This window comes from Nocardia sp. NPDC051321, from assembly GCF_044455225.1.
Lineage (GTDB): Bacteria > Actinomycetota > Actinomycetes > Mycobacteriales > Mycobacteriaceae > Nocardia.
Genome location: NZ_JBITEM010000001.1, coordinates 810051 through 833027, shown reverse-complemented (window position 1 = coordinate 833027; position 22977 = coordinate 810051). Strand labels below are relative to the sequence as shown.

Sequence of the window (22977 nt, the reverse complement as noted above, 5' to 3'; positions counted from 1 at the left end):
GCCCGACATTCGAGTGCGCCGCGGCATCGATCGCGCGTTCCGGTATGACTGTGCAGCACAGACACTCGGCCCCGCAGATCGGCAGCGGTACCCGGAAGCGTTTGTCACTCACTCGTCGGTCACCTGCCTGCCGGTGTCCTGGACGGGGCAGCTGCCGGAGACCGGGCAGTGGCGGCAACCGTCGTTGCGCATGGCGAGGTAGCTCGGGCCCTGGGTGGCCGCGGCCGCGTCGTGAATGGTGTCGCACCACTTGTCGAGTGCTTCGGGGTCGAGCGGCGGTTGCATGCGCTGGGTCGCGCCCTCCTTACTGCTCGGCTTGGCGACGTACACCAGCCGGGCACCGCCCGGCACGCCCAGTGGGCCGGATTCGCCTGCGGCTGAACCCTGTTCGTCTGCGTCGGGCTCATCTTCGTCCGTACCCGACTCGTCAGCGCTCGACTTGCCCACAATCTCCGAATCGCCTGGAGCGACGTCCAACTCACCTCGGCGGGCATCCGAACTATCCGATTCGCCTGCTACGGAACCTGATTCACCCGCCGCCGCGCGCGCTTCCTCGGTGGCCGAGTCGAGCGCACCCATCGCCGCCGCCACCTGATACGTCGCCAGCTGCGCGTGATCGACCGCCGCCTGCTTGGTCACCGGCGACTTCCCGGTCTTCACGTCAACGATCACGAAGCGGCCGAGCGCATCCCGCTCCAGCCGATCCACCCGGCCGCGGATCCGCACGGGCCGTTCGTCTTCCGTGCGCGGCGGCAGCACGCAGTCCACCGGCACCTCGACCCCGGCCTGGGTGAGTTCGCCGCGGGTGTTGCGCACCCAGGCCATGAAGGTTTCCAGCATGGCCTCGGTGCGGCGCAGCTCCTGCCGGGAATGCCAGCCGGACCCCGGATCGACCGACTGCCAGGCCTTGTCGAGCGCGGCACGCACCTGCGCCTCGGGCACCTGTCCGGCCAGCGCCTGCACCAGCGTGTGCACCAGGTTGCCCTTGACGGCGTGCGGGTTGTCGCCGTCGGTGCCGCCGTGCCGTTCCAGCGCCCAGCGCAGCGGGCAGGTGCGCAGCAGTTCCACGGTGGACGGCGAGAGGCCGACGGCGCTGTCGTCCTCGTCCCACAGCGTCCGCCGCGAGCTCAATTCCGCGGTGCCATACCAGTCGTCGGGATGGGTGCCCGGCACGCCGGCACTGGCCAGCCGGGCCAACTGGTGCGCGGCGCGTTGCCTGCGGTCCGGATCGGACTCGGGATCGCAGACGGCACCGCGCAATTCGGCCACCAGCGAATGCATCACCAGGGCGCGACCGGGATCGGCGACCGGCAGCGCGCCCGGTTCACCGTCTTCGTCGTGCCCGAGCAATTCGGCAAGGAACCGCGACGGTACCAGATCCCGTTCTCCCGACACCGATTCCACCGCGGTGACCAGCAACGAACGCCGCGCCCTGCTGCACGCGACCAGCAACAGCCTACGTTCCTCGGCCAGGATCGGCGCCGCGCGGCTCACCTGCTCGCCGCCATCGATGACACCGGCGGTCAGGTCGACCAGGTCCTCGGTGTTCAGCAGCGTGCCGCGCGCCCGCGGGTTCGGCCAAATCCCTTCCTGCACAGCGGCAACCGCGACGACATCCCACTCGCGGCCCGCGGCGGCGTGCGCGCTGAGCAGGGCGACGGCCGCCTTCGGCGCGGTGCGTGGTCCCGAGCCGTTCGGGATCTCCTGCTGCAACAGGTATTCCACGAATCCTTCGATGCTCGCGCGGGGCAGCCGGTCCACATAACCCGCGGCGGCATCGAACAGGCCAACGGCGGCATCGAGATCGCGGTCGGCCTGCATGCCGACGGCGCCGCCGCGTTCGGACTGCCCGACCCAGCGACGCTCGAGCCGAGATGCCGTCCACAGCGCCCACAGCACATCTTCGAGACCTGCCCCGCGACGACGCGCCTTGCGGGCCCGTTCCAACGCATCGAGCACCCGCCGCAGCGGCGCCGCCTCGACGTCGGTCAACCGATCCAGGATTCGCGAATCCCCGACGCCGATCAGCAGATCCCGCAGGACCTCCGCGGAGGATTGATCGATGCCGTGCAGCAGTTCGACCGGCGCACCGCTCTCTCCGGAATTCTCAGCGGGTTTCGCGGAATCGGCCGCGCTCTGTTCGGAGGTGGCGACATCGGCCGAGCCCGCAGTTCGTTCGGCACTGTCCGCGTCGGCCGAGCCGTCGGTCGGTTCAGCGGCGTTTTCGCTCTCGTCGGCCTCGCTACTCTGCTCGGCCGCACTACCCCGCCATTCCGAGTCCGCCGGAGTCCATTCCGGCTCCACGCCATACCAATCGGCGTCATCGGCCGCCCGCTCGAGACTTCCGAGAGACGGCTCAGGCAGCCCCGAACTCCGCTCCGAGCTCTCGACGGCCCGATCGGGCTCATCCGCGATCCGTTCGGAATACCCGTTCTCCGGAACCTCCCGCCCCGACCGCGCCCTACTCCGCTCGGACTCCAGCACGCTGCGCCGCACACCACGCCGCAACCGCCGCAGTGTGATCTGATCGGCACCGCCGAGCGGGCCCGCAAGCAAGTCCAGCGCATCCTCCGGCTCGAACGCCGACCCTTTCTCCCCCGCCAGCAACGCCCGCAACGACAACAGCATCCAGGCCGCGCCGCGCCGGCGCGCCAACGGCGTATCCAGCGCGGGCTGCTGCACCGGCACCCCCGCCGCGAGCAGCGCACGACGCAGCGGCGGCAATGACAGCGGCACCGAGCGGACGATCACCGCCATCCGCGACCACGGCACCCCGCCGGTCAGATGCGCGCGGCGCAGGTGGTCGGCGATGAGCGCAGCCTCCTTCGCCGGGGTGGCGAGTACCCGCACCCGCACCTCGGTGCCGTCGTCGGCCGGTTGCTCGGCCCGCTTCGGCAGCGAAAAGCGTTGCGGCGCACTGCCCGGCAACTTGGCCGCCACCCTGGCGACCGCTAGCTGCACCGCCCCGCCCGCTCGATGGTTGTCCCGCAGCACGATTCGCCGGCCGTCCGGCGCGGCCAGGTCGGCGACGAACCGCGCGTCCGCGCCGCGGAAGGCGAAGATGCCCTGATCCGGGTCGCCCGCGACGACGGTGGTGTGCGCGCTGTGCCCGATCGCCCTGACCAGCATCGCGGCCTGCGGGTCGAGATGCTGCGCGTCGTCGACCAGCAGGTATCGGATCCGGGCCCGTTCGGCGGCAAGCAGATCGGCGTCACCGGCCAGCGCGTCCAGTGCGGCGCCGATCAGTTCGGCGGCATCCAGCGCGGGCGCGGTCGCCTCCGGCGCCTCGACGCCCACCGACCAGCGCAACAGCATCGTCTGCTCGTAACGCACCGCGAACCTGCCCGCCGCCACCCACTCCGGTTTACCGTGCTCGCGGCCGAGGCGCACCAGATCCTCCGGCCCGAGGCCGCGTTCGGTGGCGCGCAGCATCAGATCGCGCAACTGTTCGGCGAACCCACCGAGCGCGAGCGCGGGTTGCAGGCGTTCCGGCCATAGCCCGGCCGCGCCCGCGGCGATGTCGGTCAGGTCGCCGCGCAGCATTTCGCGCAGCACCGCATCCTGTTCGGCACCGGTCAGCAAACGCGGCGGCGGGTTGCCGTGCGCGGTCGCGTGTCTGCGCAGCACCGAGAAGGCGTAGGAGTGCAGGGTGCGGGCCAGCGGCTCCCTGGTCGCGCCAGGTACGCCGCCCTCAAGGTCCGGGCCGGCCAAGGGCGGAGCCGACGGGGTGGGTGAACTCAAGCGGGCGGTGATGGCGTCGCGGGCCGCGCTCGCCGCCTGCTTCGAATGGGCAAGGACCAGCACGGATTCCGGATCGTCCCCCGCCGCGATGCGATCGGCCGCGAGATCGACGAGCAAAGCCGTCTTACCCGTGCCCGGTCCGCCGAGCACCTGCCAGGGCCGCCACCCGGGACGCGTCGGACCGGCCGCCGCCGCGGCGTCGAACAGCGCGCGCACGTCGGCACCCCAGGCGCGCGGCCTGGGTGCCGTCACGTTCCGGCGAACAAGTCGCACCGCGCTATCCGATCGCACCACGCGGGCTATTGCAACAGACACGACCGACACGCCGACGGCCCCCTCACGCGACTCGCCCAACGGCCGCGGGCGGCACAGGTCAGAATGGACCGGTGTCTGCTCTGAATATCTATCGATTCGGCCCGGCGACCGGACCGGCTGTGCTGGCCCTGCACGGGGTGACCGGTCACGGCAAACGCTGGGAAGACCTGGCGGCCAACCATCTTCCCGACGTCCGGATCATCGCTCCCGACCTGCGCGGACACGGGCGATCGAGTGCGCTGCCGCCGTGGACCTTCGAGGCCGTCGTCGAGGACCTGGTCGAGTTGCTCGAAGCGGAGACCACGGCACCGGTGACTGTGGTCGGGCACTCGTTCGGCGGCGCGAGTGCGTTATATCTCGCGCGTCGCCGCCCGGACCTGGTCCGGCGGCTTGTGCTCCTCGATCCGGCCATCGCGCTTGCACCCGACCTGGTCGGCGACATCGCCGAATCGCTGCTGGCCGAACCCGACTACGAATCCGTGGCGCGGGCCCGCGAAGACAAACTCGCCTCCGCGTGGGCCGATGCGGCGCCCGGCATTTTGGACGCCGAGCTCACCGAACATCTGGTGCCGACGCCGCAGGGGCGCTTCGCCTGGCGGATGAGTCTGCCCGCGGTCACCTCCTACTGGGGGCAGCTGGCCCGCCCCTTCGTGTTGCCGCCGCGGGACCTGCCGACGGTGCTGGTGCAGGCGCTGAAGGTGCAGCCGCCGTTCGTCACGCCCGCGTTCCGCGCCGCGCTCACCGCGCACCTCGGCGAGAATCTCACCGTGCACGAGTGGGACAGCGATCACATGATCCCGCAGGCGCTGCCCGCCGAGACCGCCGCGCTGATCCGCTCGGTGCTCTGAGCCCGATGGCCACCACAGACGATCAGGTGGAGCGGGTTCGCGCCCTGGTGGCATCGATACCGCCCGGCCGGGTGGCGACCTACGGTGACATCGCCGCGGCCGCCGGACTCTCCACGCCGCGCACCGTCGGCTGGATCATGCGCACCGATGCCGCCGACCTGCCGTGGCATCGGGTGATCGGCGCGGGCGGCAAGCCCGCCGCGCATTTGGCCGACCGGCAACTGCGGCTGCTTGCGACCGAGGGCGTGCCGATTCGAGAGGGCCGAGTGAACCTGCGGGCGGCGCGTTTTCCGTTTCCGTAAACGGACACCCGGCGCGCCGCACGACGGTTACCGTTACACCATGTCCACCCGCCTGGCGTGTGTCGTGTTCGATGCAGACCGGCCGCGGCTCGTCGCGGATTTCTGGGCCGAGCTGCTCGGTTGGGCCGTGACCATCGACCGCCCGGAAGAAGTCGACGTGGCCGCCCCCGACCCCGACGGTGCCGACCTGGCCCTTGCCTTCCTGCCCGCTACCCGAGCCAAGCACGGCAAGAACCGGATTCACCTCGACCTGGCCAGCCGTTCGATCGATCATCAGCGCCTGCAGGTGGACCGCGCGCTCTCGCTCGGCGCCCGCCGCGTCGACATCGGGCAGGGCGCGGTGCCGTGGGTGGTGCTCGGCGATCCCGAGGGCAATGAATTCTGTGTGCTCGAGCCGCGCGAGGAGTACGTGGACACCGGCGCGGTCGCGGCCGTTGTGGTGGACACCCGAGATCCGCTGCGGCTTGCTCAATTCTGGGCAACCGCCTCCGGCTGGCCGGTCGCCCACGGCGGCGAGCGGATCGCCGGGCTGCGGTCGGCGACCGGGCTCGGCTCGTGGCTGGAGTTCGTGCGCACGCCGGAGGAGAAGTCCGGTCGCAACCTGCTGCATCTGAATCTGGCCTCGTTCGACGACCAGGCCGCCGAGGTGGCCCGGCTGCGGGCCGCCGGTGCTACCCCGATAGATCGCGACAGCGTGCCCCCGGCAACCGCACCCACTCTCACCCTCGCCGATCCGGAGGCCAACGAGTTCTGCCTGCTCCGGCCGGTGCGCGACCACTCGACCAGGTAAGCAGTCGCGTCCCGCCTCCCGGCTTCGCGGCGGCGACGAATTAGCATGTCCGCCATGGTGTACCTACCTCGAGGCCGTGCTCGGTGACCGCTGCCGACGCGATCGTGCTCGCGGGCGGACGGGCCAGCCGGATGGGCGGTGTCGATAAACCGGCGATCGTCATCGGCGGTCGCTCCATGCTCGACGCCGCGCTGGCCGCCGTCGCCTCGTGCGCGCACACCGTCGTGGTCGGACCGCATCGGCCCGAGCTGTCGCCGGAGATCACCCAGACGCGTGAGGTGCCACCGGGGTCGGGGCCGGTGGCGGCGATCGGGGCCGGGCTGCGTTCGCTCGGGTCGGCGGCGCCGCTTGTGGTGGTGCTCGCGGCCGATCTGCCGTTCCTGTCCACCTGGTCGATCAACGAATTGCTCAGGCATACTTGCGAATCCGGGGCCGACGCGGTGTTCGCGGCGGACGAGTCGGGGCGGCCGCAATACCTGATCGGAGTGTGGCGGCGGACCGCGCTGGCGGCGGCGCTGGACAGGTTGGATTCGCTGATCAATCAACCGATGAAGGCGCTGATTCCCGCCGATTCGGCGATCATCGCGCTGCCCGGTGTCGCCGACTGCGATACCGACGAGCAGGTGCGGCAGGCCCGCGCCTCGGTCGCCGAACCCGCACCCGCGCTCTCCCTGGACGACGCACGGAACATCCTGCGCGACAACCTTTCCCGGCTGACCAGTTATCAGGCCGACCTGCGCTCGGTGCGCGGCGCGGCGCTCGCGACGCCCCTGGCCGCCGTCGCGCCACTGCCCCGCTTCGACGTGTCCGCGATGGACGGGTACGCGGTGGCGGGCGAGGGACCGTGGCGGTTGCGCCGCGATATCGGGTTCGCCGGTGGGCAACGCCCGGTGGGACTGCTGCTCGGTGAGGCGGTGCGCATCGCGACCGGCGCGCACGTGCCGGACGGCACCACCGGTGTGCTTCGCGACGAATTCGTCCGGGTGGCACCGGATGACAGCCTGCATCGACTGCCGGACACCCCGATCAGGGACGACATCCGCCGCCAAGGCGAGGACCGCCATCCCGGCGATCTCGTTGCGCCGCAGGGAACTCCGGTCACCGCCGCGTTGATTTCCGCGGCGGCGAGCGTCGAGGTGACCACGGCGGCGGTGCGCGGACCGGTCCGTGCCAGGATCGTGATGACCGGCGACGAGATCCGCAGCGAGGGTCCGTTGCACGCGGGCCAGACCCGCGACTCGATCGGGCCGATCCTGCCGGACCTGTTGTCCTGGTACGGGATACGCACCACCGACCGGGTGCACCTACGCGACACCCCGAACGGCTTCGACGAGGTGCTCACCGCGCCATCAGAGTGCGACCTGCTGGTGATCGTAGGCGCGACCGGCAGTGGCGCGGCCGATCAACTACGCGCTGCGGTGGACCGCACCCAGGCGCGAGTCCTGGTGCGGCGACTACGGCTGCGGCCTGGTGGCTCCACGGTCGTCGCCGAACTGGCCTCGGGCACTACGGTTCTCGGCCTGCCCGGTAATCCGTTCGCCGCCGTGGCCACCCTGATGGCGCTGGTGCCCGCCCTGGTCGAGGGCCGCACCGGCGGCGCTGCCGGTCACCGCTTGCTCGGCCCGCTGCACAACGCCGCCGAGATATCGGGACCGGTCGCCCGCATCGTTCCCGCCCGCTCCACCCCGCAAGGTGGCTGGCTCGGCGACCCGACCATCCGCACCGCCCATCTCGGCGGCCTGGTCGACCGAGACGGCCTGGTCATCGTGCCCGCCGACGCCGTCGACGGCGCGACGGTCGAATTCCTGCCGCTGCCAAGGTAGGAAACCTGTTGCCGTGGCGGCAACCACTCGGCAACAATCAGGGCATGGGACGCGGCTTCGAGGATCTGGTAGCGGAGGCCGGTGCGGTCTCCGTCGCCGGTTGGGATTTCGGGTGGCTCGATGGGCGGGCCAGCGAGCAGCGGCCGTCCTGGGGGTATCAACGGTTGCTCGGTGAGCGGCTGGGGAAAGTCGCTGCGGCACTGGATATTCAGACCGGGGGCGGCGAGGTGCTCGCCGGGGCCGGGAGCCTGCCACCGCTGATGGTGGCGACCGAGTCGTGGCCGCCGAACATCGCCAAGGCGACGCAACTGCTGCACCCCTTGGGGGTGGCGTTGATCGCCGATCCCGACGAGCCGCCGTTGCCATTCGGGGACAATGCCTTTGATCTGGTGAGTAGCCGGCATCCGGTGACCGTGTGGTGGTCCGAGATCGCGCGAGTGCTGCGCCCCTCCGGCACCTATTTGGCGCAACACGTCGGCGATGCAAGCGTTTTCGAACTCGTCGAGTATTTCATCGGCGCACAAACGGAAGAAATTCGTAAGCGTCGAAATCCCGATGATGATCGGGCCGCCGCGACCGCCGCCGGACTCGATATCGTCGATCTCCGATACGAACGATTGCGCGTCGAGTTCGGCGATATCGGAGCGGTCGTGTACTTCCTTCGTAAGGTGCCGTGGATGGTCCCCGACTTCACCGTGGACGGGTATCGGGACCGCCTCCGCACGCTGCACGACGAGATCGAAGCGCATGGCCCATTCGTCGCCCACTCGACCCGATTTCTAATCGAAGCACGCAAGCCTTAATCGCCCAATATGGCCGCTACCTGCGGATATCGGTCGGATCGCCGGTGTGACAGGCATTTTTTACTTTCTCTTCCGGAATTGCTCGCGGCTCGCTATCGTGAGTGACGTTAGGCGAATATCAATCCCCGGAAAGGACCGAGTGGAGATGGCTGAAAAGTCCAAGAAAACGCCTAAGAAAATGCCGAGGCAGATGGATCGGCAGCAGCAACAGCAGCGCCAGGATCAAAACCAGAACCAGGGCATGAACCGCCCCGGCGCACCCTCGGACGGCCAGCGCATGCCGAACCAGCGCCAGTCGGACGACGATCGGCGTAATGCCGACCAGCGCCGGATGGACAACCACTAACTGATCTGCACCGCGTGCCGCCGGTTCACTGTGGAACCGGCGGCCGCGGCTGTGGTCGTTGGGCATCAGTCGCGACCGGTGACGAACTGTCGCAGCGGTCACCCACGCGCCGCGGCATCGCGTGAACAGCCGCCGTATTCATCAGGCAGTCGGGTAGCTTGCCGAGGTCGCGCGTCACCGAAGCCCTTGGCAGCAAGAATGATTCAAGAAAGACACACCGGCGGCAACGAGTGTGCCATCGCCGGAACCGGATTCGTCGGCCGAACGCCGCGAGAATCAGCGACACGTTCCGCGGGCATCGAGACGATAGAGCGGAATTCACGGCCGGTTCGTCATCCACGGCCCGCCCGCCGAGATCGCGGAGGGCAACTGGCCGGGCAGCATGGTGCTGATCGAATTCCCCGACTTGGACACGGCACGGGCGTGGTATCGCTCCCCCGCGTATCAGGCGATCATCCGGCTGCGCACCGATCACATCGACGGCGATCTGCTGCTGATCGAGGGTGTCGGGCCGGACTACCACCCCCGTGAACGGGCCGCGAAGCTGCGCGCCCAGGCCGCGGCAGGATAAACCCGCTCGCGCATCCCGAGCCGCCGATGCCGGTTCTCGACGATCGGCCGACTTTCTCCTAGCCGCTCCCGTCCGATACCGTTGACCAGGCACAACACGGCTCCACGCGATAAAGGATGCGCCTGATGGACGACAGTTCCCTGATCTGGGACGACGGTGCGCTGGTCACCATCGACCAGCGCGGGCTGCCGCACGAAGTCCGCGAGCTGCGGCTCGGCACGGTCGACGCGGTCATCGAGGCCATCCAGGTGCTTGCCATCCGTGGCGCGCCCGCCATCGGCATCGCGGGTGCCTTCGGCGTGGTCATCGCGACCGCCGCGCACACCGTCGACGGCGTCGTGGACGAGGTCCGCGCGCAGGCCGACGCCGATCGGCTCGCGGCCGCCCGGCCGACCGCGGTGAACCTCGCGTGGGCGGTGCGGCAGGTGCGCGCCGAGATCGCGCAGGGCGCCGACGCAGTGCTCGCCAAAACTCTGGACATGCTCGCCGAGGACGGACGGGTCAACCGGGCCGCCGCGACGCATGCCGCCGATCTGGTGCAGCGGATATGCCCGGATCGGCCGCTGCGCGTGCTCACCCACTGCAACACCGGACGGCTCGCAACGAGCGCCTTCGGTACCGCGATCGGCGCGCTGCGCGTGCTGGCCGATCGTGGTGCGATCGAGAACGTGCTGGTCGACGAGACCCGGCCGCTGCTGCAGGGTGCGCGGCTCACCACCTGGGAACTGGCCGAGGCGGGCATTCCGCATCGGCTGACCATCGATGCCGCGGCGGCCTGGGCCATGGCGACCGGGCAGGTCGACTGCGTCCTGGTCGGCGCGGATCGGGTCACCGCGAACGGAGACGTGGCGAACAAGATCGGCACGTACTCGCTGGCGCTCACGGCGCGCCATCACGGGATTCCGTTCATCGTGGTGGCACCGGAATCGACCCGCGATCCGAATATGGCCACCGGGCGCGACATCGTGGTGGAGGAACGCGCCGCCGCCGAGGTGACCGGATTCGGTGGGGTCGCAACGGCTCCCGACGGTACCGAGGTGTTCAACCCGGCATTCGATGTGACGCCAGGGGATTTGGTGACGGCGGTCGTCACCGAGTTCGGTGTGGTGCATGGTGCGGGGGTTGACGCGGACACCGGCGGAAATCTGCTGCCCGGCAAGGCAATCGCCGATATCGCGCGCGGGCTGTATCGACGCGGGTGGATGCCGGGTACGGCGGGCAATATCTCGGTGCGGACCGGTACGACAGCCGTGATCACCGGAAGTGGCTTGTCCAAAGGCGAACTCACCGAACACGACATGGTGACCGTCCAGGTCGCGGATTCGACGCCGATCGCGGGCAGCGCCCGGAAACCCTCGGCGGAGACGACGATTCACACCGCGGCGTATCGAGCCACCGCCGCGCAGGCCGTCGTGCACATTCATCCGCCGTATGCCACCGCGTTGGCGACGCGCTCCGGCGCTTCCGACGAGCTGAGCTTCTTACGCATCACCGGTTACGAGCTGATCAAGGGTCTCGGCGGCACCGACCCCGCGGCCATCGACATCCCGGTGTTCCCCAACTGGTCCGACGTGCCACGCATCGGCGCCGATATCGAGCGCTACCTCACCGGCCACCCCGCCGCTCTCCCGGTCCTGTTCATCGCCGGACACGGGATCACCGCGTGGGGGGACAATCTTTCCCAGGCGCGCGATCGCGCCGAATGCCTGGAGGCCCTCTGCGAGCTGGTCGCCCGCACCGGGCGACGCCAGGCCTTCGGTGCGCGCGACGAGAATCTCGAGATTGGACTGACATGACCCTGCTCCAGGTGATGGCCGCCGACAACGCGGCCGACGTGCGCGTGCGGACCACCGACGACGCGGTGATCGGCACCGAATTGGCAAAGCACGGCATCACTTTCGGTCGCTGGCCGGTGGTGGCCAACGCCGCCGCGGTCGACTCCGACGAGTTGCTCACCCACTACACCGACCAGGTCGCCGAGCTGAACGAATTCGGGCGCTACCGGCACATCGACATCGCCAGGATCCACCCGGACGACGCGAACCCGGAGTGGCCGCAAATCGCCAAGGGCGCGCGGGAGAAGTTCCTCAACGAGCACCGGCACGCCGAGGACGAGGTCCGCTACTTCGCCGCCGGCCGCGGCTGCTTCTACCTGCACCTCGGGCATGAGGTACTGGCCGTCGTCTGCGAGGGCGGCGACCTGCTCTCGGTGCCCGCGGGCACCCTGCACTGGTTCGACATGGGCAGCAGGCCCGATTTCATCGCCATCCGGTTCTTCGAGGAAGAGGACGGCTGGGTCGGCGATTTCAGCGGCGACCGGATCAGCGAAGGGTTCCCGACCCTCGACGAACTGCTCACCAACTCATGATCACGACGGTGGTGCTCGATATCGAAGGGACAACCAGCCCAACCAGTTCGGTGCGCGAAGACCTGTACGGCTATACCCGCGAACGGCTTCCGGCGTGGTTGGTCGAAAACCGCACCGACGCAGCGGCTCCCATTATCGCCGCCACTCGGGAACAGGTCGGGCGGCCCGACGCCGACACCGACGAGGTCGCCGATATTCTGCGGGGCTGGCTCGACACCGACGTCAAGGCCGAGCCGCTCAAAGCGGCCCAGGGGCTGATCTGCGCGGAAGGGTTCCGCAACGGCGCGCTGCACGGTGAGTTCTTCGCCGATGTGCCGCCCGCGCTGCGGGCCTGGCATGCGGACGGTCTCGCGCTGTACGTGTATTCGTCGGGATCGATTCGCAACCAACAGGATTGGTTCGAGTTCGCGCGTGGCGGTGCATTGTCCGCGCTGATCAGTGGTCACTTCGATCTGTCCACGGCGGGTGGCAAACGCGAACCGTCGTCGTATGAGAAGATCGCGGGCACCATCGGGGTCCCCGGCGACCGCATCCTCTTCCTGTCGGATCATCCGGACGAGCTCGACGCGGCCGTCGCGGCGGGCTGGCATGCCATCGGTCTCGCCCGCCCCGGTGAGCCCAATCCACCACGCCCACCGCATCGTTGGGTCGATACGTTCGCCGACATCAACCCCGGGGCCGAGTAAGCAGGATCAATTCAGCGACTCGACGACCTTCGCGATCCGCCGGGTGCGCGTCTCCGCACGCTTGGCCTCGACGACCGCCGTGACATGTTCGCGCCGCCGCGAATAGGACAGCTTGTCGAAAGCGGCACGCAGCCCGGCGGATCGCAGTGCGTCGGCCAGGTCGTCCGGGACCTCGATAGTCCGTTCGGCGTCGTCGCGCACCACGGTCACCACGACCCGGTCGCCGGGCTCCTTGCCCAGCTCGGCGCGGATCGCCTTCAGCACGCCGAGGCAGGGCCCGGCGCCCATGTCCGCGATGGAGCCGCGATACTCGACACCGTCGAAGGCCGCCGCAACCGGAATCCGGCCGCCGCCGCCCAGCGCGGCGACCACCGCGCCCGGCACCGCGACGTACGCGCCGCCACCAGCACCGGACTCGATGATCGCCTCGAATTGCTGCATGATCCGACCCTAAACGCCCTCAGGCGTTGTCGTACGCATCCTGCAGCGTCTTGATGTCGAGCTTGGACATGCCGCGCAAAGCGGTCCCCACCGCGATGGTCTTGGCGGCGTTGTCACCGCTCATCAGCGAGGGCAACACCGCAGGGGTGACCTGCCAGGACAGACCGAACCGATCGGTCAGCCAGCCGCACGGCCCCGGCACACCACCCTCGGTAAGCGCATCCCACAACCGGTCGATCTCCTCCTGCGTCTCCACGACCACCTGCAACGACGCCGCGTCGGTCAGCGGATGCCCGCCCCCACCGTTCATCAGCGTCACCGACTGCCCGTCGAGCTCGACCGAAACCACAAACGCCACCCCCGCCGAGTCCCGGGCAACATCGGTGATCCGCGAGTTCGGCACCAGCGCCGTATACAGGCTGGCAGCCTCCTCAGCCGCACTCTCGAACCAGAAGAAAGTATTGATGGACATAACGGCTCCTTGCCAGTGATGTGACTTGCTGTCACCCCCTGGTCGGAGCCGCCATCCCCACTTCGACCTATCTCACCGAAGTTCTCGAAAGTTTCTTCCGACCCGGTCCCGGACGGACGACAAAGTCCAGGTCAGGGATCTCGAAGCCGAGTTCGAACCGAATTCGTGCCGCCTCGTAAGCGACCCCGCCCCCTGGTCGATTCATAACCTCGGCGCGTAGTGCGGCCCAGCGCACATGTTCGCCCATCGATCTCACTCCCCCAATCAACACGGACTGTGGACATAGATCTCCGCCACTAGGCCTCGAAAAGCTCAGCGGCAGAGGCCACCGTCGCCGAACGGCGAAGCCATGAGCGCAGCTTGTCCAGGTCATCGCACGAGGTAATGCGAAGGTGAGCGTCGGGCGGAACCTCGATCGATCGCACATCAAGGATGTCGAGAATGCTTCTGACGACCTCGCTGGTTTCCCCTTCGGCCCGGCCCTCAGCCCGCAGGCGTTGTGAGGTCTCCGAGCGGAAGAACGCCAGATCAATCGGCATGCTGGCCTCCAGGTCGGGCAGCGCGCCGACTATGCATGTCGACCATCGACAAAGAGATCGGCAACGCTGGTCGCCGTCACCGCTTGATCGAGCCAGCGTTCGAGCACATCGAGGTCAGTGCACGACGTGATCCGATCCCGCACATCGTCCCCAACGACGAATCCACGACGCTCCAAAACCCGCAGAACGTTCCTGACGACCGCCTTGGTCTCCCCCTCTTCACGCAAGCGTTGTGAGGTTTCCGAGCGGAAGAACGCCGGATCGACGGTCATCATATGCCTCCAAGTTTTGGCGGCCTGGGCGTTGCCAAGGCCGAGTTCGGTGAGTTCGGCGAAGATGTGGGCGTCTTCTTCGTCGATCCCCCGCAGTGCGGCGGCCAGCGACTTCAGTATCGCATCAATGCTGGGGTCTTTGGCGTGCGTCATTGCGGAGAGGGTGGCTAGCGGGACGTCGTCGGCGGCGGTGGCTGGATCGGTGACGACCGGCACGTTGTCCGGGCCGAGGACCAGTGGCGACATGGTGAGGCTGCCAGCCCAGAACGACGGGCCGAGCTGGGCGGTCTTGGCTGCCCACGATGCGGTGCCGCGGTCATGGCAGACGACGAGCAGCACCGCGGGAAGGCGGTATTTCGCGTGGGCGTGGGCAAGGTAGTACGTCCATGCTGACGGCTTGTCGGGATCGCATTCGCCTTGCGCCTCGACAAGTAATAGAAATCGGCCCGCTGACGTAGTGAATCGTAATAGGGTGTCCACTCGGCGCTCGAGTGGTCTGATCTCGGTGAGATCGGTTGGTAGCAAAGCTACTTCGCTCGGGACGCCAAGGGGAACTTTCAATTCGCGAAATGTGCGCGCGAACATTCCTGGGTCGTGCTGGAAGATCCGGTGCAACGCTTCGTGTTGTGAACCGACCATGCCGACGAAGATACCTCTAGATTCGAAAATATGTTCGAGTCACAATATCGGTGTGAAACCGAACTAAGCGCAGGGTGGGGCGGGGGCGTCTTCGAAGAGGGGTTTGCCGGTGGGTGGGGCGTAGACGACGTCGAGGATGAGGGGGTCGGGGCCTAGGTTGCGGCCGATGTGAATGTTCCAGTCGCCTTCGGGTTCGTAGATGAAGTCGCCCGCGTGGTAGACGGGGGCGACGCAGTCGGGACCGGGGTGGGTGAGGGTGCCTGCGCGGATGATGCCGAAGACGGGGCCGTCGTGGTAGTGCCAGCCGGTGGAACCGCCTGGGGCGATGGTGATTTCGCGGACCATGAGATCGGTGCCCGCGACGAACGGGAGCAGGCCGGCCGGGATCTGGGCTTGGGCGAGGGTGACGGCGGTGATATCCGTGCCGGGCGTCGCGTTGGCCGGGATGCCCGCGCAGAGGGCGGCGCCGAGCATGATCGCGACGGCGGTTCCGCGGGTGAATGGCGTCATCGCGGGAGCATATCGGGCAGGGCGGGGCACGAACAGGTGAATTCGAGCTGGTCGCGACTTAATTCCAGGTCTCGCAGGTGCGCCGGGGTTACCCGGCCACGGATGTTCGCATCGACAGAGTTCACCCAGTGTTCGCACTCGGCTCGCGGTGTCGAGTTGCCGGGACGGCTCGAGCGGCGCAGCATCGGTCGGTATGGCGTCGAATCCGCTGAACCCCGCAGGCGACATTCCGGAAACCGGAATTCCAGGCGGGCGCTCCGCCGAGATGACAATGGCCGAGCAGCACGAATGGCACCGCGGTTACCTACGCCGACATCCGGTGTCGCGCCGCAATATCCTGCGCGGGGCCGCGGCGGCCGCGGCCGTGGCTGCGGTCGGCACCTCGCCGTTCGGCAAGCGTGCCTACGCCCAGGACGCGCAGCTCGCGGTCGGCGGCAGGCACGTCGGGTTCGGGCCGGACTCGACCAGCCAGCTCCGCTTCGCCGCCCAGCTGTCCAGGCAGCCCGCGGGCACCAAGGTGTTTCTCGATCACGGCCCGACGCCCGCGCTCGGCGCGACGGTGGAGGCCGAGGTGCGCAACCTGCTGACCCAGCTGCCGAGCAGCGACGGCGGAGTGCTTGCGGCAGAACAGTTCTACGCGCACGCGCCGGTGGACGGACTGCCCGGCCGGATACCGCACTTCTACCGCTGGCGCACCGCCGACGGGTTCACCGGCGACATCCGCGCCGCCGCCACCGCGATGCCCACCGCGCGAGCCGCGATCGTGCCGTTCCGCTTCACCATGATGGGCGATCAGGGCACCGACGAAACACCGGCGCTGCCAGCGGGTGTCGCGCCCGGCGACTACGACGACAAGTACTACAAGGCGGACAACGAGCCGAACGCACCACACGCCACCAACGTGCTGCGCCAAATCGCCGCGGCCAGACCGGATTTCCACATCCTGGCCGGTGACATCGCCTACGCCGATCCGTCCGGCGCGGGCAAGCCCGCCCAATTCGTTTCGCACGGTGGACAACTCCCGAACGGCTTCGACAAGTTCAACCCGTACGTGTGGGACGTCTATTTCGGCGCCATCGAGGCCAGCGCCGCCCAGACGCCGTGGATGTTCGCGACCGGCAACCACGACATGGAGGCGACCTACGGCGCCCTCGGCTACGGCGGGCACGCGGCGCGACTCGACTTCCCCGGCAACGGACCGGCGGGCTGCCCGTCGGCGTATTCGTTCACCTACGGCAATGTCGCGGTGCTCTCGCTCGACGCCAACGACGTCTCCTATGAGATTCGCGCCAACACCGGGTATTCCGGTGGGGCGCAAACGAGTTGGGTGGAACGCACGCTCGCCGCCTACCGGGCGGACCCCGGCATCGACTTCCTCGTCTGCTTCTTTCACCACTGCGCCTATTCGACGACCGACGCGCACGCCAGCGACGGCGGGGTGCGCGATGCCTGGGTGGCGCTGTTCGACCGCTACCAGGTGGATCTGGTGCTGCAGGGACACAACCACGTTTTCGAACGCACCGATCCGATTCGCGGCAACGCCGCGACGAAGGTGGCGGGCGACAACTCGGTGGTCTATCCGGAGACCGACGGCACCGTTTACTACACGGTCGGCGGCGGCGGCCGGCCCCGCTACGATTTTCAGCCGGGCTCGCGGGAGTCCTACCGTGGCAACGAATTACCGGATACCTCGGTGCCCAACAGCTACGTGTGGACGCCAGGCGGCGACAAGCTGGACGAGGCGGCACCGTGGTCGCGGGTGCGGTTCCGCAACTATTCGTTCCTGCGCGTCGACGTCCGTCCCGGCGTCTTCGCCAGCGAAATGGACGTGACCGCCGTCGACGAGTACGGCCGCGAGTTCGACCGGGTCACCTACCGCAGGCAGGTCCGCGGCTGAGCGCTCCGGGCTACTTCTTCTTTTTCGGCGGCAGCGACCGCGCGTAGCCGACGCCGCGGTCGACCCACGCCCGGAGCACCTCGTCATCGTCGGCCGCGTCGGGCGTGACGCGCAGCCAGCCGATCAGTTCCCGGCCACCCATCACCATCGGCCGCACGAAATCGATGGCGAGCAGCTGGTCGTTTTCCTTCGGATCGACCCGGACCAGCAGGCCGCCCTGCCCGCTGGCCGCCACCGCCATATTGCCGCCGATCAGGAAGGCCAGCCCGCCGAACATCTTCCGCTCGGACAGCTCCGGTCCCGGTTTGATCAGAAACCGAATGCGATCGGCAAGTTCCTCGTCATACGCCATAGCGGAATTGTCGCCCTCGGCACCGACAAGTTCGACAGCTACTCAGGCACCGATCGCGGCGGCGAACAACGGCCAGGACTGGTGCACGTCGTCCTGCCAGTAGGTCCAGGCGTGCGTACCCGCGGGGCGCAGGTTCGCGGTGACCGGGATGCCGAGCTCGTGCAGCCGATCCACGAACGGCCGGGTGCACCCGCCGATGACGGTCTCCATCACGCCGCCGACCAGCATGCGGTCGACCAGCCGGGCCGGGTTGCCGTCGATGCCGCGGTCGCCGATGTTGTCGTGCTCGCCCGGTGCGCCGGTGCCCGACGAAACGTAGAGCGCGACCCCGCGCAAACGTTCCGCCTGCAGCATCGGATCGTTCGCTACCCAGGCCGGGTTTTCCGGCCCGCCCCACATGTTGGCCGCGTTCGCGCCGAACACCGCGAGCTGCGACGACACGTACGCCTGCGCCACCGGATCACTGGTGCGCGGGCATCCGCTGTAGGCGCCGACCGCCTGGTAGAGGCCGGGCGCGCCGGTCGCGAGGTTCAGCGCGGAGGTCGCCGACATGGACAGTCCCGCAATGGCATTGCGCCCCGTCATGCCGAACCTGGCGGCCAGCAGCGGCGGCAGTTCCTTGGTCAGGAAGGTGGTCCACTGGTTGCGCCCGAGCACGGGGTCGTCGCGCAGCCAGTCGGTGTAGTAGCTGGCGCGCCCGCCCATCGGGACGATCACGTTGACGTTCTTGTCCGCGAAGAATTCCGCGACATCGGTGCGCCGCGTCCACGGGCCGCCGTCCTCGCCACCGTCCACCGCGTTGAGCAGATACAGCGCGGGCGCACCCGAGCCGGGATGCGACATCCACAGCGTGATGGGCTTGTTCATGGCCGCCGAGTGCACGACGACCTCCAGCTCCCGACCGCCGAGCGGCCGCACCTCCAGGATGCGGGAGTCGGGGTCGGCGGCGGCCGTGGTGGCCGGGAGGATCGCGGCGACAACCGCGAGAAGTGGAACCAGGCATCGCATCAGCCGGGGCATGGCGTCGAGTATCTATCAGGGTCGCCGGGACGTCCGGCATTCACCGGGCGTGTTCGCCGAACGAATGAACATGCAGGTCGGTGGCTATGTCGCCGGCGAACTCAGCGCGCGCTGCGCGCCGGCGCGGGTACGGCCGTTCGCTCCAGGTGCCTCGCCAGGATCGGGCCGATCACGGCGACCACAGCCGCATTGGTCAGCTGCGCATGTGTCGCCGCAACCGGGTGTTCTATGAGGTCGCCGGTGATGAACGGCCGCCACATGTCGGCGCCGAACAACTCGGTCACGCCACGGGTTGCCGAAAAGTACAGCAGGTCACCGTCGAAGACGGCGGGCCGGTAGCCATGCGAGAGCGCGACGCCGTCGACGTAGCCCCGGTGCAGCCGTTCCAGTTGTGCGGCCGCCAGACCGGTACCGAATGACGCACCGGCACGGGCCAATTCGTCGGCGGCCTCGGCAGCGGTCAGCTCCGGGGCGGTGTCGCCGTCCGCCGGTTCCTCACCGAGCAGATGCGTCAGCAGATCTCGCATCCGCGGGGCGGGCGGCGGATCGACACCGTCGGGGAAGATGACGCTGTCCAGCATGACAAGCGCCGCCACCGAGGCGCCCCTGGCGCGCAGCCGCACCGAGATCGCGTGCGCGATCTGGCCGCCGAGCGACCAGCCGAGCAGGTGATACGGCCCTTCCGGCTGGACACGGAGCATCGTGTCGACGTAGCTGTCGGCCAGCTCGTCGATGGTGCCGATGGCGCGAGACGGTCCGGTCAGCGTCGGCGCCTGCAGGCCGTACACCGGGCGGTCGGTGATGTAACGGGCCAATCCGGCGTAGCACCAGGCCAGCGGGACCGCGGAGTGGACGCAGAACAGCGGCGGGCGGGTTCCGTCGCGACGCAACGCTAGCAGCACGCCGAGCGCGTCGTCGTCGCTGGTATCCGTGCCGTCGTAGCTGGTGATCCGTTCGGCGAGCGCCCGCACCGTCGGCGCCGTGTATATCCAGCGCACCGTCACCGGCACTCCGGTCACCGCCGCCAACTCGGCCGAGATCGCCACTCCGAGAATGGAATTCCCGCCGAGTTCGAAGAAGTCATCGTTCAGGCCGACCCTCGACTGACCGGTGGACGCGCCGATGCGTTCCGCGACCAGACGTTGGATCACCGTCTCCGGCGCGCAATATGGCCGCGGCACGATGGCCGGCGGCGGCAATGCGGTCCGATCGAGTTTTCCGTTGCTCGTCACCGGCAACCGGTCGAGTTCGACCAGCGCCGAGGGCACCAGCGCGGCCGGTAGCGTCGCGCGCAACCGGTGCAGGGTGGCCGCGGCGTCGAACGCCACGCCCGCGGCGGCAACGACGTATCCCACCAGCCGCGCCTCGGGCCGACCCGCGTCGGCGACCACGACCAGGGCGGACCCGATCTCCGGCCCGGCGAGCAGCGCCGCCTCGACCTCGGCGGGCTCGATCCGCCGCCCGCGCACCTCGACTTGGGCGTCGACGCGACCGAGGAACTCGAATGCCCCGGCGGGGCCCGCGCTGACCAGGTCGCCGGTCCGGTACAGCCGTCGGCCGACCCCGAACGGATCGGCGATGAACCGCACCGCGGTGCCCGCCGGATTGCGGACGTAACAATCGGCGACGCCGATGCCACCGAGGTAGAGCTCGCCCCTGGCACCGTCGGGCAGCCGCGCCAACCGCGTGTCGAGCACCACCGCGAGCACCCCGGGTAGCGCGCGGCCGATGGTCACCGGCTCGTCGACCGCCAATGCGGCTGTCTCCGTTGCCATTACGGTCGCCTCGGTCGGCCCGTACCCGTTGAACAACCGCACATGCGGTGCCCATTCGCGCACGGTCTTCGCCGGACAGACCTCCCCGCCGACCGCAACCACCGACAGGCTCGGCACCTCGGATGGCGACAGCGTGGCAAGCACCGCCGGGGTCGTCAGGAAGTGGGTGCAGCCGCCATCCCTGAGCAGCCGCGCCAGCTCGGCGCCGGAGACAACCGACGGCGGCTGCACCACCAACCGGGCACCGGGCGCGAACGCGGCGAGGAGATCGAGCAGGTGCGCGTCGAAGGACGGCGCGTGCGAATGCAGCACCACGGAATCCTGGTCGAGGCCCCAGTGTTCGACGATGTAGTCGGTCAGCGAACCGAGGCCGCGATGGCTGACCACCACGCCTTTCGGCCGCCCGGTGGTGCCCGATGTGTAGATCAAGTACGCCGGGTGCGCGGGCCGCAGGGAACGCGGCCGCTCCCCGTCGGTCACCGGCGTCGCCGCCCTGCGCTCGACCTCCGCCACGGACCGCGGATCGTCCAGCACGAGCCAATCAATTCCGCACCCCATCGCGCCCGCGCCGTCCGAACCTGTCGGCGTTTCGAGGTCGGCGCGGCCTGGGAATCCGGTATCGCAGCACAGCCTATCCCGCACTGCGCTGACTGTGATTCCCTGCCGCGCTTGGCAATCCGCGATGACTGCGGCGATCCGCGCGACCGGATCGGCCGGGTCGACCGGGACGACGCAGGCGCCGGTCTTCGCGACGGCCCACAGCCCGAGCACCGATTCCAGCGATCGCGGGACCGCCACCACCACGAACTCGCCGGGACGTGCGCCGCCTGCCATCAGCTCACGCGCCAAGCGGGTGGACGCGTCGTCGAGTTCGCGGTAGCTCATGACGCGGGTACCGTCCTGCACGGCAACGGCATCCGGCGACGAGCCAACGCGCAGCAGGTCGGGCAGCACCCGCACCGGCCCCGCGGGCGGCGCGGCCGACGGAGCCGACGGGGTACGGCGCAGCGCCGGTATCGCGCAGTCGGATTCGGCAGCGAGGAAATCGCTGAAGTACTCGAGAAACATGCGGTGCTGCCGCACCACCGTATGGTGTTGGTAGCGCGCCGGATTGGCCTGGAAGTCGATGCTGACCGAGCGGTCGTCCGGGCCGGCTTGATAGCCGTTGACCATGAGATCCTCGACCGGGCCGAGCGCGAGCAGTCGAGCCTGGCCGTCCAGCGGGCCGAGACGGAGCGGTTCGGCGAAACCGAGAACGTTGACCAACGGCCCGAATCCGCTGCCGAAGGCCTGATCGCGCCCGCTGTCGCGCTGCATGTCCTCGAACCGATAGCGCTGGTGGCGCAGGGCGCCGATGACCGTCGACCGCACCTGGGCGATGACCGCACCGACGGTGCTCGTGTCGAGGCCGGCCAGTCGCAGCGGCACCACATTCGACATCGAACCGGCCGATCGGCGCAGGCGCGCGGTGGTGCGTGCTGGGACGGGCAGCGTGAGGGTGACTTCGTCGTTACCGGTCATCCGCGCCAGGAAGCAGGCGAAGGCCGCGAGGGCCAACTCGGGGAAGGTCGCGCCGTGCCGGGCCCTGGCGTCGGCGAGCAATTCGGCGGTGGCGGCGTCGACAGTCGCCGTCACCCGGTGCGGGCGTGCCTGTGCCGCGGCGGGCCGGGCCGCCAGACTCACCGGGGCGCCGAGGCCGTCGAGCTGGCCGAGCCAGTAGTCTCGATCGATCGCATGACGTGGTGAATCTCGGTACGCCCGTTCGGCTTCCAATAACTCGGGCAGCGACAGGGCCGAGACTGCCTGTACCGAATCAGCTTTGCGGTCGGTGACCGTACCGTTCGGCGGCACCGCCGCGGCAGCTACCGCCGCGTCCCGCGTTTCGCCGCACCGTTCGGCCGCAACAACTTCGGCCCGATAAAGCTCTCCGGTGCGGCGCAGCACCGCGGCGGCACCGAGTCCGTCCAGCACAATATGGTGGCTGCGCAGGTACAGCAGGTGGCGTTGACTCGCCACCCGAAACAGCGTGGCGACGGTGTGCTCGTCGGTGAGCGGATCCAGTGGTGCGCTGTAATCACGCTCCATCACAGCAAGAGCCGTCGCGACCGGATCGATGTCGGTGGTCAGATCCACGACCTCGATCGGCAGCTCCGCGGCGGTATCGACGTACTGCCGCGGATACCCGCCGACTGCCCAGAGTCGCAGCCGGGGCGATTCGAGTTCGCGAGCCGCGCGCCGGGCACATTTCGACATCAGAGCTATCTCGAGCGGACCCGAAAGATCGAGGTACATCGCGACCGTCAGCGGCACCGCGGGCTGCAACTGCTGAGCCACCCACCAGCTCTGCTGCACCGTCGACAGTGGATACATCCGCCGTGCCGTCCCATCGCGCGGCACGCCGTCGTCGGCTCCGGTCAACACGCCTCCCATGCATTCGGAAGCCACCGCTGAATCGTTTCCCGGGCAA

General features: G+C 68.8%; 20 protein-coding genes. 11 read left to right on the top strand and 9 right to left on the bottom strand.

What is annotated here, in order from left to right; translation table 11 throughout:
- Nucleotides 1-108: 108 nt before the first annotated feature.
- Entirely contained in the window at nucleotides 109-4056 is a 3948-nt protein-coding gene (locus ACIA8C_RS03915) for an ATP-dependent helicase (protein ID WP_397130693.1), read from the bottom strand.
- Nucleotides 4057-4127: 71 nt separating this feature from the next.
- Between ACIA8C_RS03915 and ACIA8C_RS03910 the strand changes: the two genes are divergently transcribed.
- The 10 genes from ACIA8C_RS03910 (at nucleotide 4128) to mtnC (ending at nucleotide 12593) form a co-directional block, all read left to right on the top strand.
- Nucleotides 4128-4904 (top strand): alpha/beta fold hydrolase, encoded by a 777-nt coding sequence (locus ACIA8C_RS03910; protein WP_397130692.1) that lies wholly within the window; start codon nucleotides 4128-4130, stop codon nucleotides 4902-4904.
- Nucleotides 4905-4909: 5 nt separating this feature from the next.
- A complete protein-coding gene (locus ACIA8C_RS03905) occupies nucleotides 4910-5206 on the top strand; it encodes an MGMT family protein (protein ID WP_357380677.1) in 297 nt (98 codons plus the stop codon).
- Between the two features lie 40 nt (nucleotides 5207-5246).
- Nucleotides 5247-5996, top strand: a complete 750-nt coding sequence (locus ACIA8C_RS03900; RefSeq protein ID WP_397130691.1) for a VOC family protein — start codon at nucleotides 5247-5249, stop codon at nucleotides 5994-5996.
- An 83-nt stretch (nucleotides 5997-6079) separates the two neighbouring features.
- Nucleotides 6080-7819: an NTP transferase domain-containing protein gene (locus tag ACIA8C_RS03895; protein ID WP_397130690.1), complete on the top strand. Its 1740-nt coding sequence runs from the start codon at nucleotides 6080-6082 to the stop codon at nucleotides 7817-7819.
- Nucleotides 7820-7863: 44 nt separating this feature from the next.
- A complete protein-coding gene (locus tag ACIA8C_RS03890; RefSeq protein WP_397130689.1) occupies nucleotides 7864-8622 on the top strand; it encodes a methyltransferase domain-containing protein in 759 nt (252 codons plus the stop codon).
- Nucleotides 8623-8767: 145 nt separating this feature from the next.
- Nucleotides 8768-8968, top strand: a complete 201-nt coding sequence (locus ACIA8C_RS03885; protein WP_397130688.1) for a hypothetical protein — start codon at nucleotides 8768-8770, stop codon at nucleotides 8966-8968.
- 316 nt (nucleotides 8969-9284) lie between these two features.
- Nucleotides 9285-9539 (top strand): DUF1330 domain-containing protein, encoded by a 255-nt coding sequence (locus ACIA8C_RS03880; RefSeq protein WP_397130759.1) that lies wholly within the window; start codon nucleotides 9285-9287, stop codon nucleotides 9537-9539.
- A gap of 125 nt (nucleotides 9540-9664) precedes the next feature.
- Nucleotides 9665-11335 carry an S-methyl-5-thioribose-1-phosphate isomerase gene (mtnA, locus tag ACIA8C_RS03875; RefSeq protein WP_397130687.1) on the top strand — a complete coding sequence of 557 codons (1671 nt, stop codon included), beginning with the start codon at nucleotides 9665-9667 and terminating at the stop codon, nucleotides 11333-11335.
- Nucleotides 11332-11907 carry a 1,2-dihydroxy-3-keto-5-methylthiopentene dioxygenase gene (locus tag ACIA8C_RS03870; RefSeq protein ID WP_397130686.1) on the top strand — a complete coding sequence of 192 codons (576 nt, stop codon included), beginning with the start codon at nucleotides 11332-11334 and terminating at the stop codon, nucleotides 11905-11907. Before mtnA ends, ACIA8C_RS03870 begins: the two co-directional genes overlap by 4 nt.
- Nucleotides 11904-12593 (top strand): acireductone synthase, encoded by a 690-nt coding sequence (mtnC, locus tag ACIA8C_RS03865; RefSeq protein ID WP_397130685.1) that lies wholly within the window; start codon nucleotides 11904-11906, stop codon nucleotides 12591-12593. Before ACIA8C_RS03870 ends, mtnC begins: the two co-directional genes overlap by 4 nt.
- Nucleotides 12594-12599: 6 nt before the next feature.
- Here mtnC and ACIA8C_RS03860 read toward each other — a convergent pair whose 3' ends face one another.
- The 5 genes from ACIA8C_RS03860 to ACIA8C_RS03840 form a co-directional block, all read right to left on the bottom strand.
- Complete coding sequence (locus tag ACIA8C_RS03860) at nucleotides 12600-13034, bottom strand: YdeI/OmpD-associated family protein (protein WP_397130684.1); 435 nt, start codon at nucleotides 13032-13034, stop codon at nucleotides 12600-12602.
- A gap of 19 nt (nucleotides 13035-13053) precedes the next feature.
- Entirely contained in the window at nucleotides 13054-13506 is a 453-nt protein-coding gene (locus ACIA8C_RS03855) for a VOC family protein (RefSeq protein ID WP_397130683.1), read from the bottom strand.
- A gap of 296 nt (nucleotides 13507-13802) precedes the next feature.
- Complete coding sequence (locus ACIA8C_RS03850; RefSeq protein ID WP_397130682.1) at nucleotides 13803-14045, bottom strand: hypothetical protein; 243 nt, start codon at nucleotides 14043-14045, stop codon at nucleotides 13803-13805.
- Nucleotides 14046-14074: 29 nt separating this feature from the next.
- Entirely contained in the window at nucleotides 14075-14956 is an 882-nt protein-coding gene (locus tag ACIA8C_RS03845; RefSeq protein ID WP_397130681.1) for a hypothetical protein, read from the bottom strand.
- A 63-nt stretch (nucleotides 14957-15019) separates the two neighbouring features.
- The gene (locus ACIA8C_RS03840; RefSeq protein ID WP_397130680.1) at nucleotides 15020-15466 is read right to left on the bottom strand and encodes a cupin domain-containing protein; all 447 of its coding nucleotides are present in this window, start codon (nucleotides 15464-15466) and stop codon (nucleotides 15020-15022) included.
- A 193-nt stretch (nucleotides 15467-15659) separates the two neighbouring features.
- Here ACIA8C_RS03840 and ACIA8C_RS03835 point away from each other — a divergent pair, with 193 nt between their 5' ends.
- Nucleotides 15660-17363, top strand: a complete 1704-nt coding sequence (locus ACIA8C_RS03835; RefSeq protein ID WP_397130679.1) for a metallophosphoesterase — start codon at nucleotides 15660-15662, stop codon at nucleotides 17361-17363.
- 10 nt (nucleotides 17364-17373) lie between these two features.
- Here ACIA8C_RS03835 and ACIA8C_RS03830 read toward each other — a convergent pair whose 3' ends face one another.
- The 3 genes from ACIA8C_RS03830 to ACIA8C_RS03820 all read right to left on the bottom strand — a co-directional run bounded on the left by ACIA8C_RS03830 (nucleotide 17374) and on the right by ACIA8C_RS03820 (nucleotide 22931).
- Entirely contained in the window at nucleotides 17374-17715 is a 342-nt protein-coding gene (locus ACIA8C_RS03830; protein WP_397130678.1) for a TfoX/Sxy family protein, read from the bottom strand.
- A 42-nt stretch (nucleotides 17716-17757) separates the two neighbouring features.
- A complete protein-coding gene (locus ACIA8C_RS03825) occupies nucleotides 17758-18735 on the bottom strand; it encodes an alpha/beta hydrolase (RefSeq protein WP_397130677.1) in 978 nt (325 codons plus the stop codon).
- A gap of 101 nt (nucleotides 18736-18836) precedes the next feature.
- Nucleotides 18837-22931 (bottom strand): amino acid adenylation domain-containing protein, encoded by a 4095-nt coding sequence (locus ACIA8C_RS03820; RefSeq protein WP_397130758.1) that lies wholly within the window; start codon nucleotides 22929-22931, stop codon nucleotides 18837-18839.
- Nucleotides 22932-22977 lie beyond the last annotated feature (46 nt).

Excerpts from the sequence above, each read along its gene's own strand:
- ACIA8C_RS03905 (WP_357380677.1), top strand. The coding sequence starts at position 4,910 with ATGGCCACCACAGACGATCAGGTGGAGCGGGTTCGCGCCCTGGTGGCA.
- ACIA8C_RS03900 (WP_397130691.1), top strand. The coding sequence starts at position 5,247 with ATGTCCACCCGCCTGGCGTGTGTCGTGTTCGATGCAGACCGGCCGCGG.
- ACIA8C_RS03890 (WP_397130689.1), top strand. The coding sequence starts at position 7,864 with ATGGGACGCGGCTTCGAGGATCTGGTAGCGGAGGCCGGTGCGGTCTCC.
- ACIA8C_RS03885 (WP_397130688.1), top strand. The coding sequence starts at position 8,768 with ATGGCTGAAAAGTCCAAGAAAACGCCTAAGAAAATGCCGAGGCAGATG.
- mtnA (WP_397130687.1), top strand. The coding sequence starts at position 9,665 with ATGGACGACAGTTCCCTGATCTGGGACGACGGTGCGCTGGTCACCATC.
- ACIA8C_RS03870 (WP_397130686.1), top strand. The coding sequence starts at position 11,332 with ATGACCCTGCTCCAGGTGATGGCCGCCGACAACGCGGCCGACGTGCGC.
- mtnC (WP_397130685.1), top strand. The coding sequence starts at position 11,904 with ATGATCACGACGGTGGTGCTCGATATCGAAGGGACAACCAGCCCAACC.
- ACIA8C_RS03860 (WP_397130684.1), bottom strand. The coding sequence starts at position 13,034 with ATGCAGCAATTCGAGGCGATCATCGAGTCCGGTGCTGGTGGCGGCGCG.
- ACIA8C_RS03855 (WP_397130683.1), bottom strand. The coding sequence starts at position 13,506 with ATGTCCATCAATACTTTCTTCTGGTTCGAGAGTGCGGCTGAGGAGGCT.
- ACIA8C_RS03850 (WP_397130682.1), bottom strand. The coding sequence starts at position 14,045 with ATGCCGATTGATCTGGCGTTCTTCCGCTCGGAGACCTCACAACGCCTG.
- ACIA8C_RS03845 (WP_397130681.1), bottom strand. The coding sequence starts at position 14,956 with ATGGTCGGTTCACAACACGAAGCGTTGCACCGGATCTTCCAGCACGAC.
- ACIA8C_RS03840 (WP_397130680.1), bottom strand. The coding sequence starts at position 15,466 with ATGACGCCATTCACCCGCGGAACCGCCGTCGCGATCATGCTCGGCGCC.
- ACIA8C_RS03835 (WP_397130679.1), top strand. The coding sequence starts at position 15,660 with ATGGCGTCGAATCCGCTGAACCCCGCAGGCGACATTCCGGAAACCGGA.
- ACIA8C_RS03830 (WP_397130678.1), bottom strand. The coding sequence starts at position 17,715 with ATGGCGTATGACGAGGAACTTGCCGATCGCATTCGGTTTCTGATCAAA.
- ACIA8C_RS03825 (WP_397130677.1), bottom strand. The coding sequence starts at position 18,735 with ATGCCCCGGCTGATGCGATGCCTGGTTCCACTTCTCGCGGTTGTCGCC.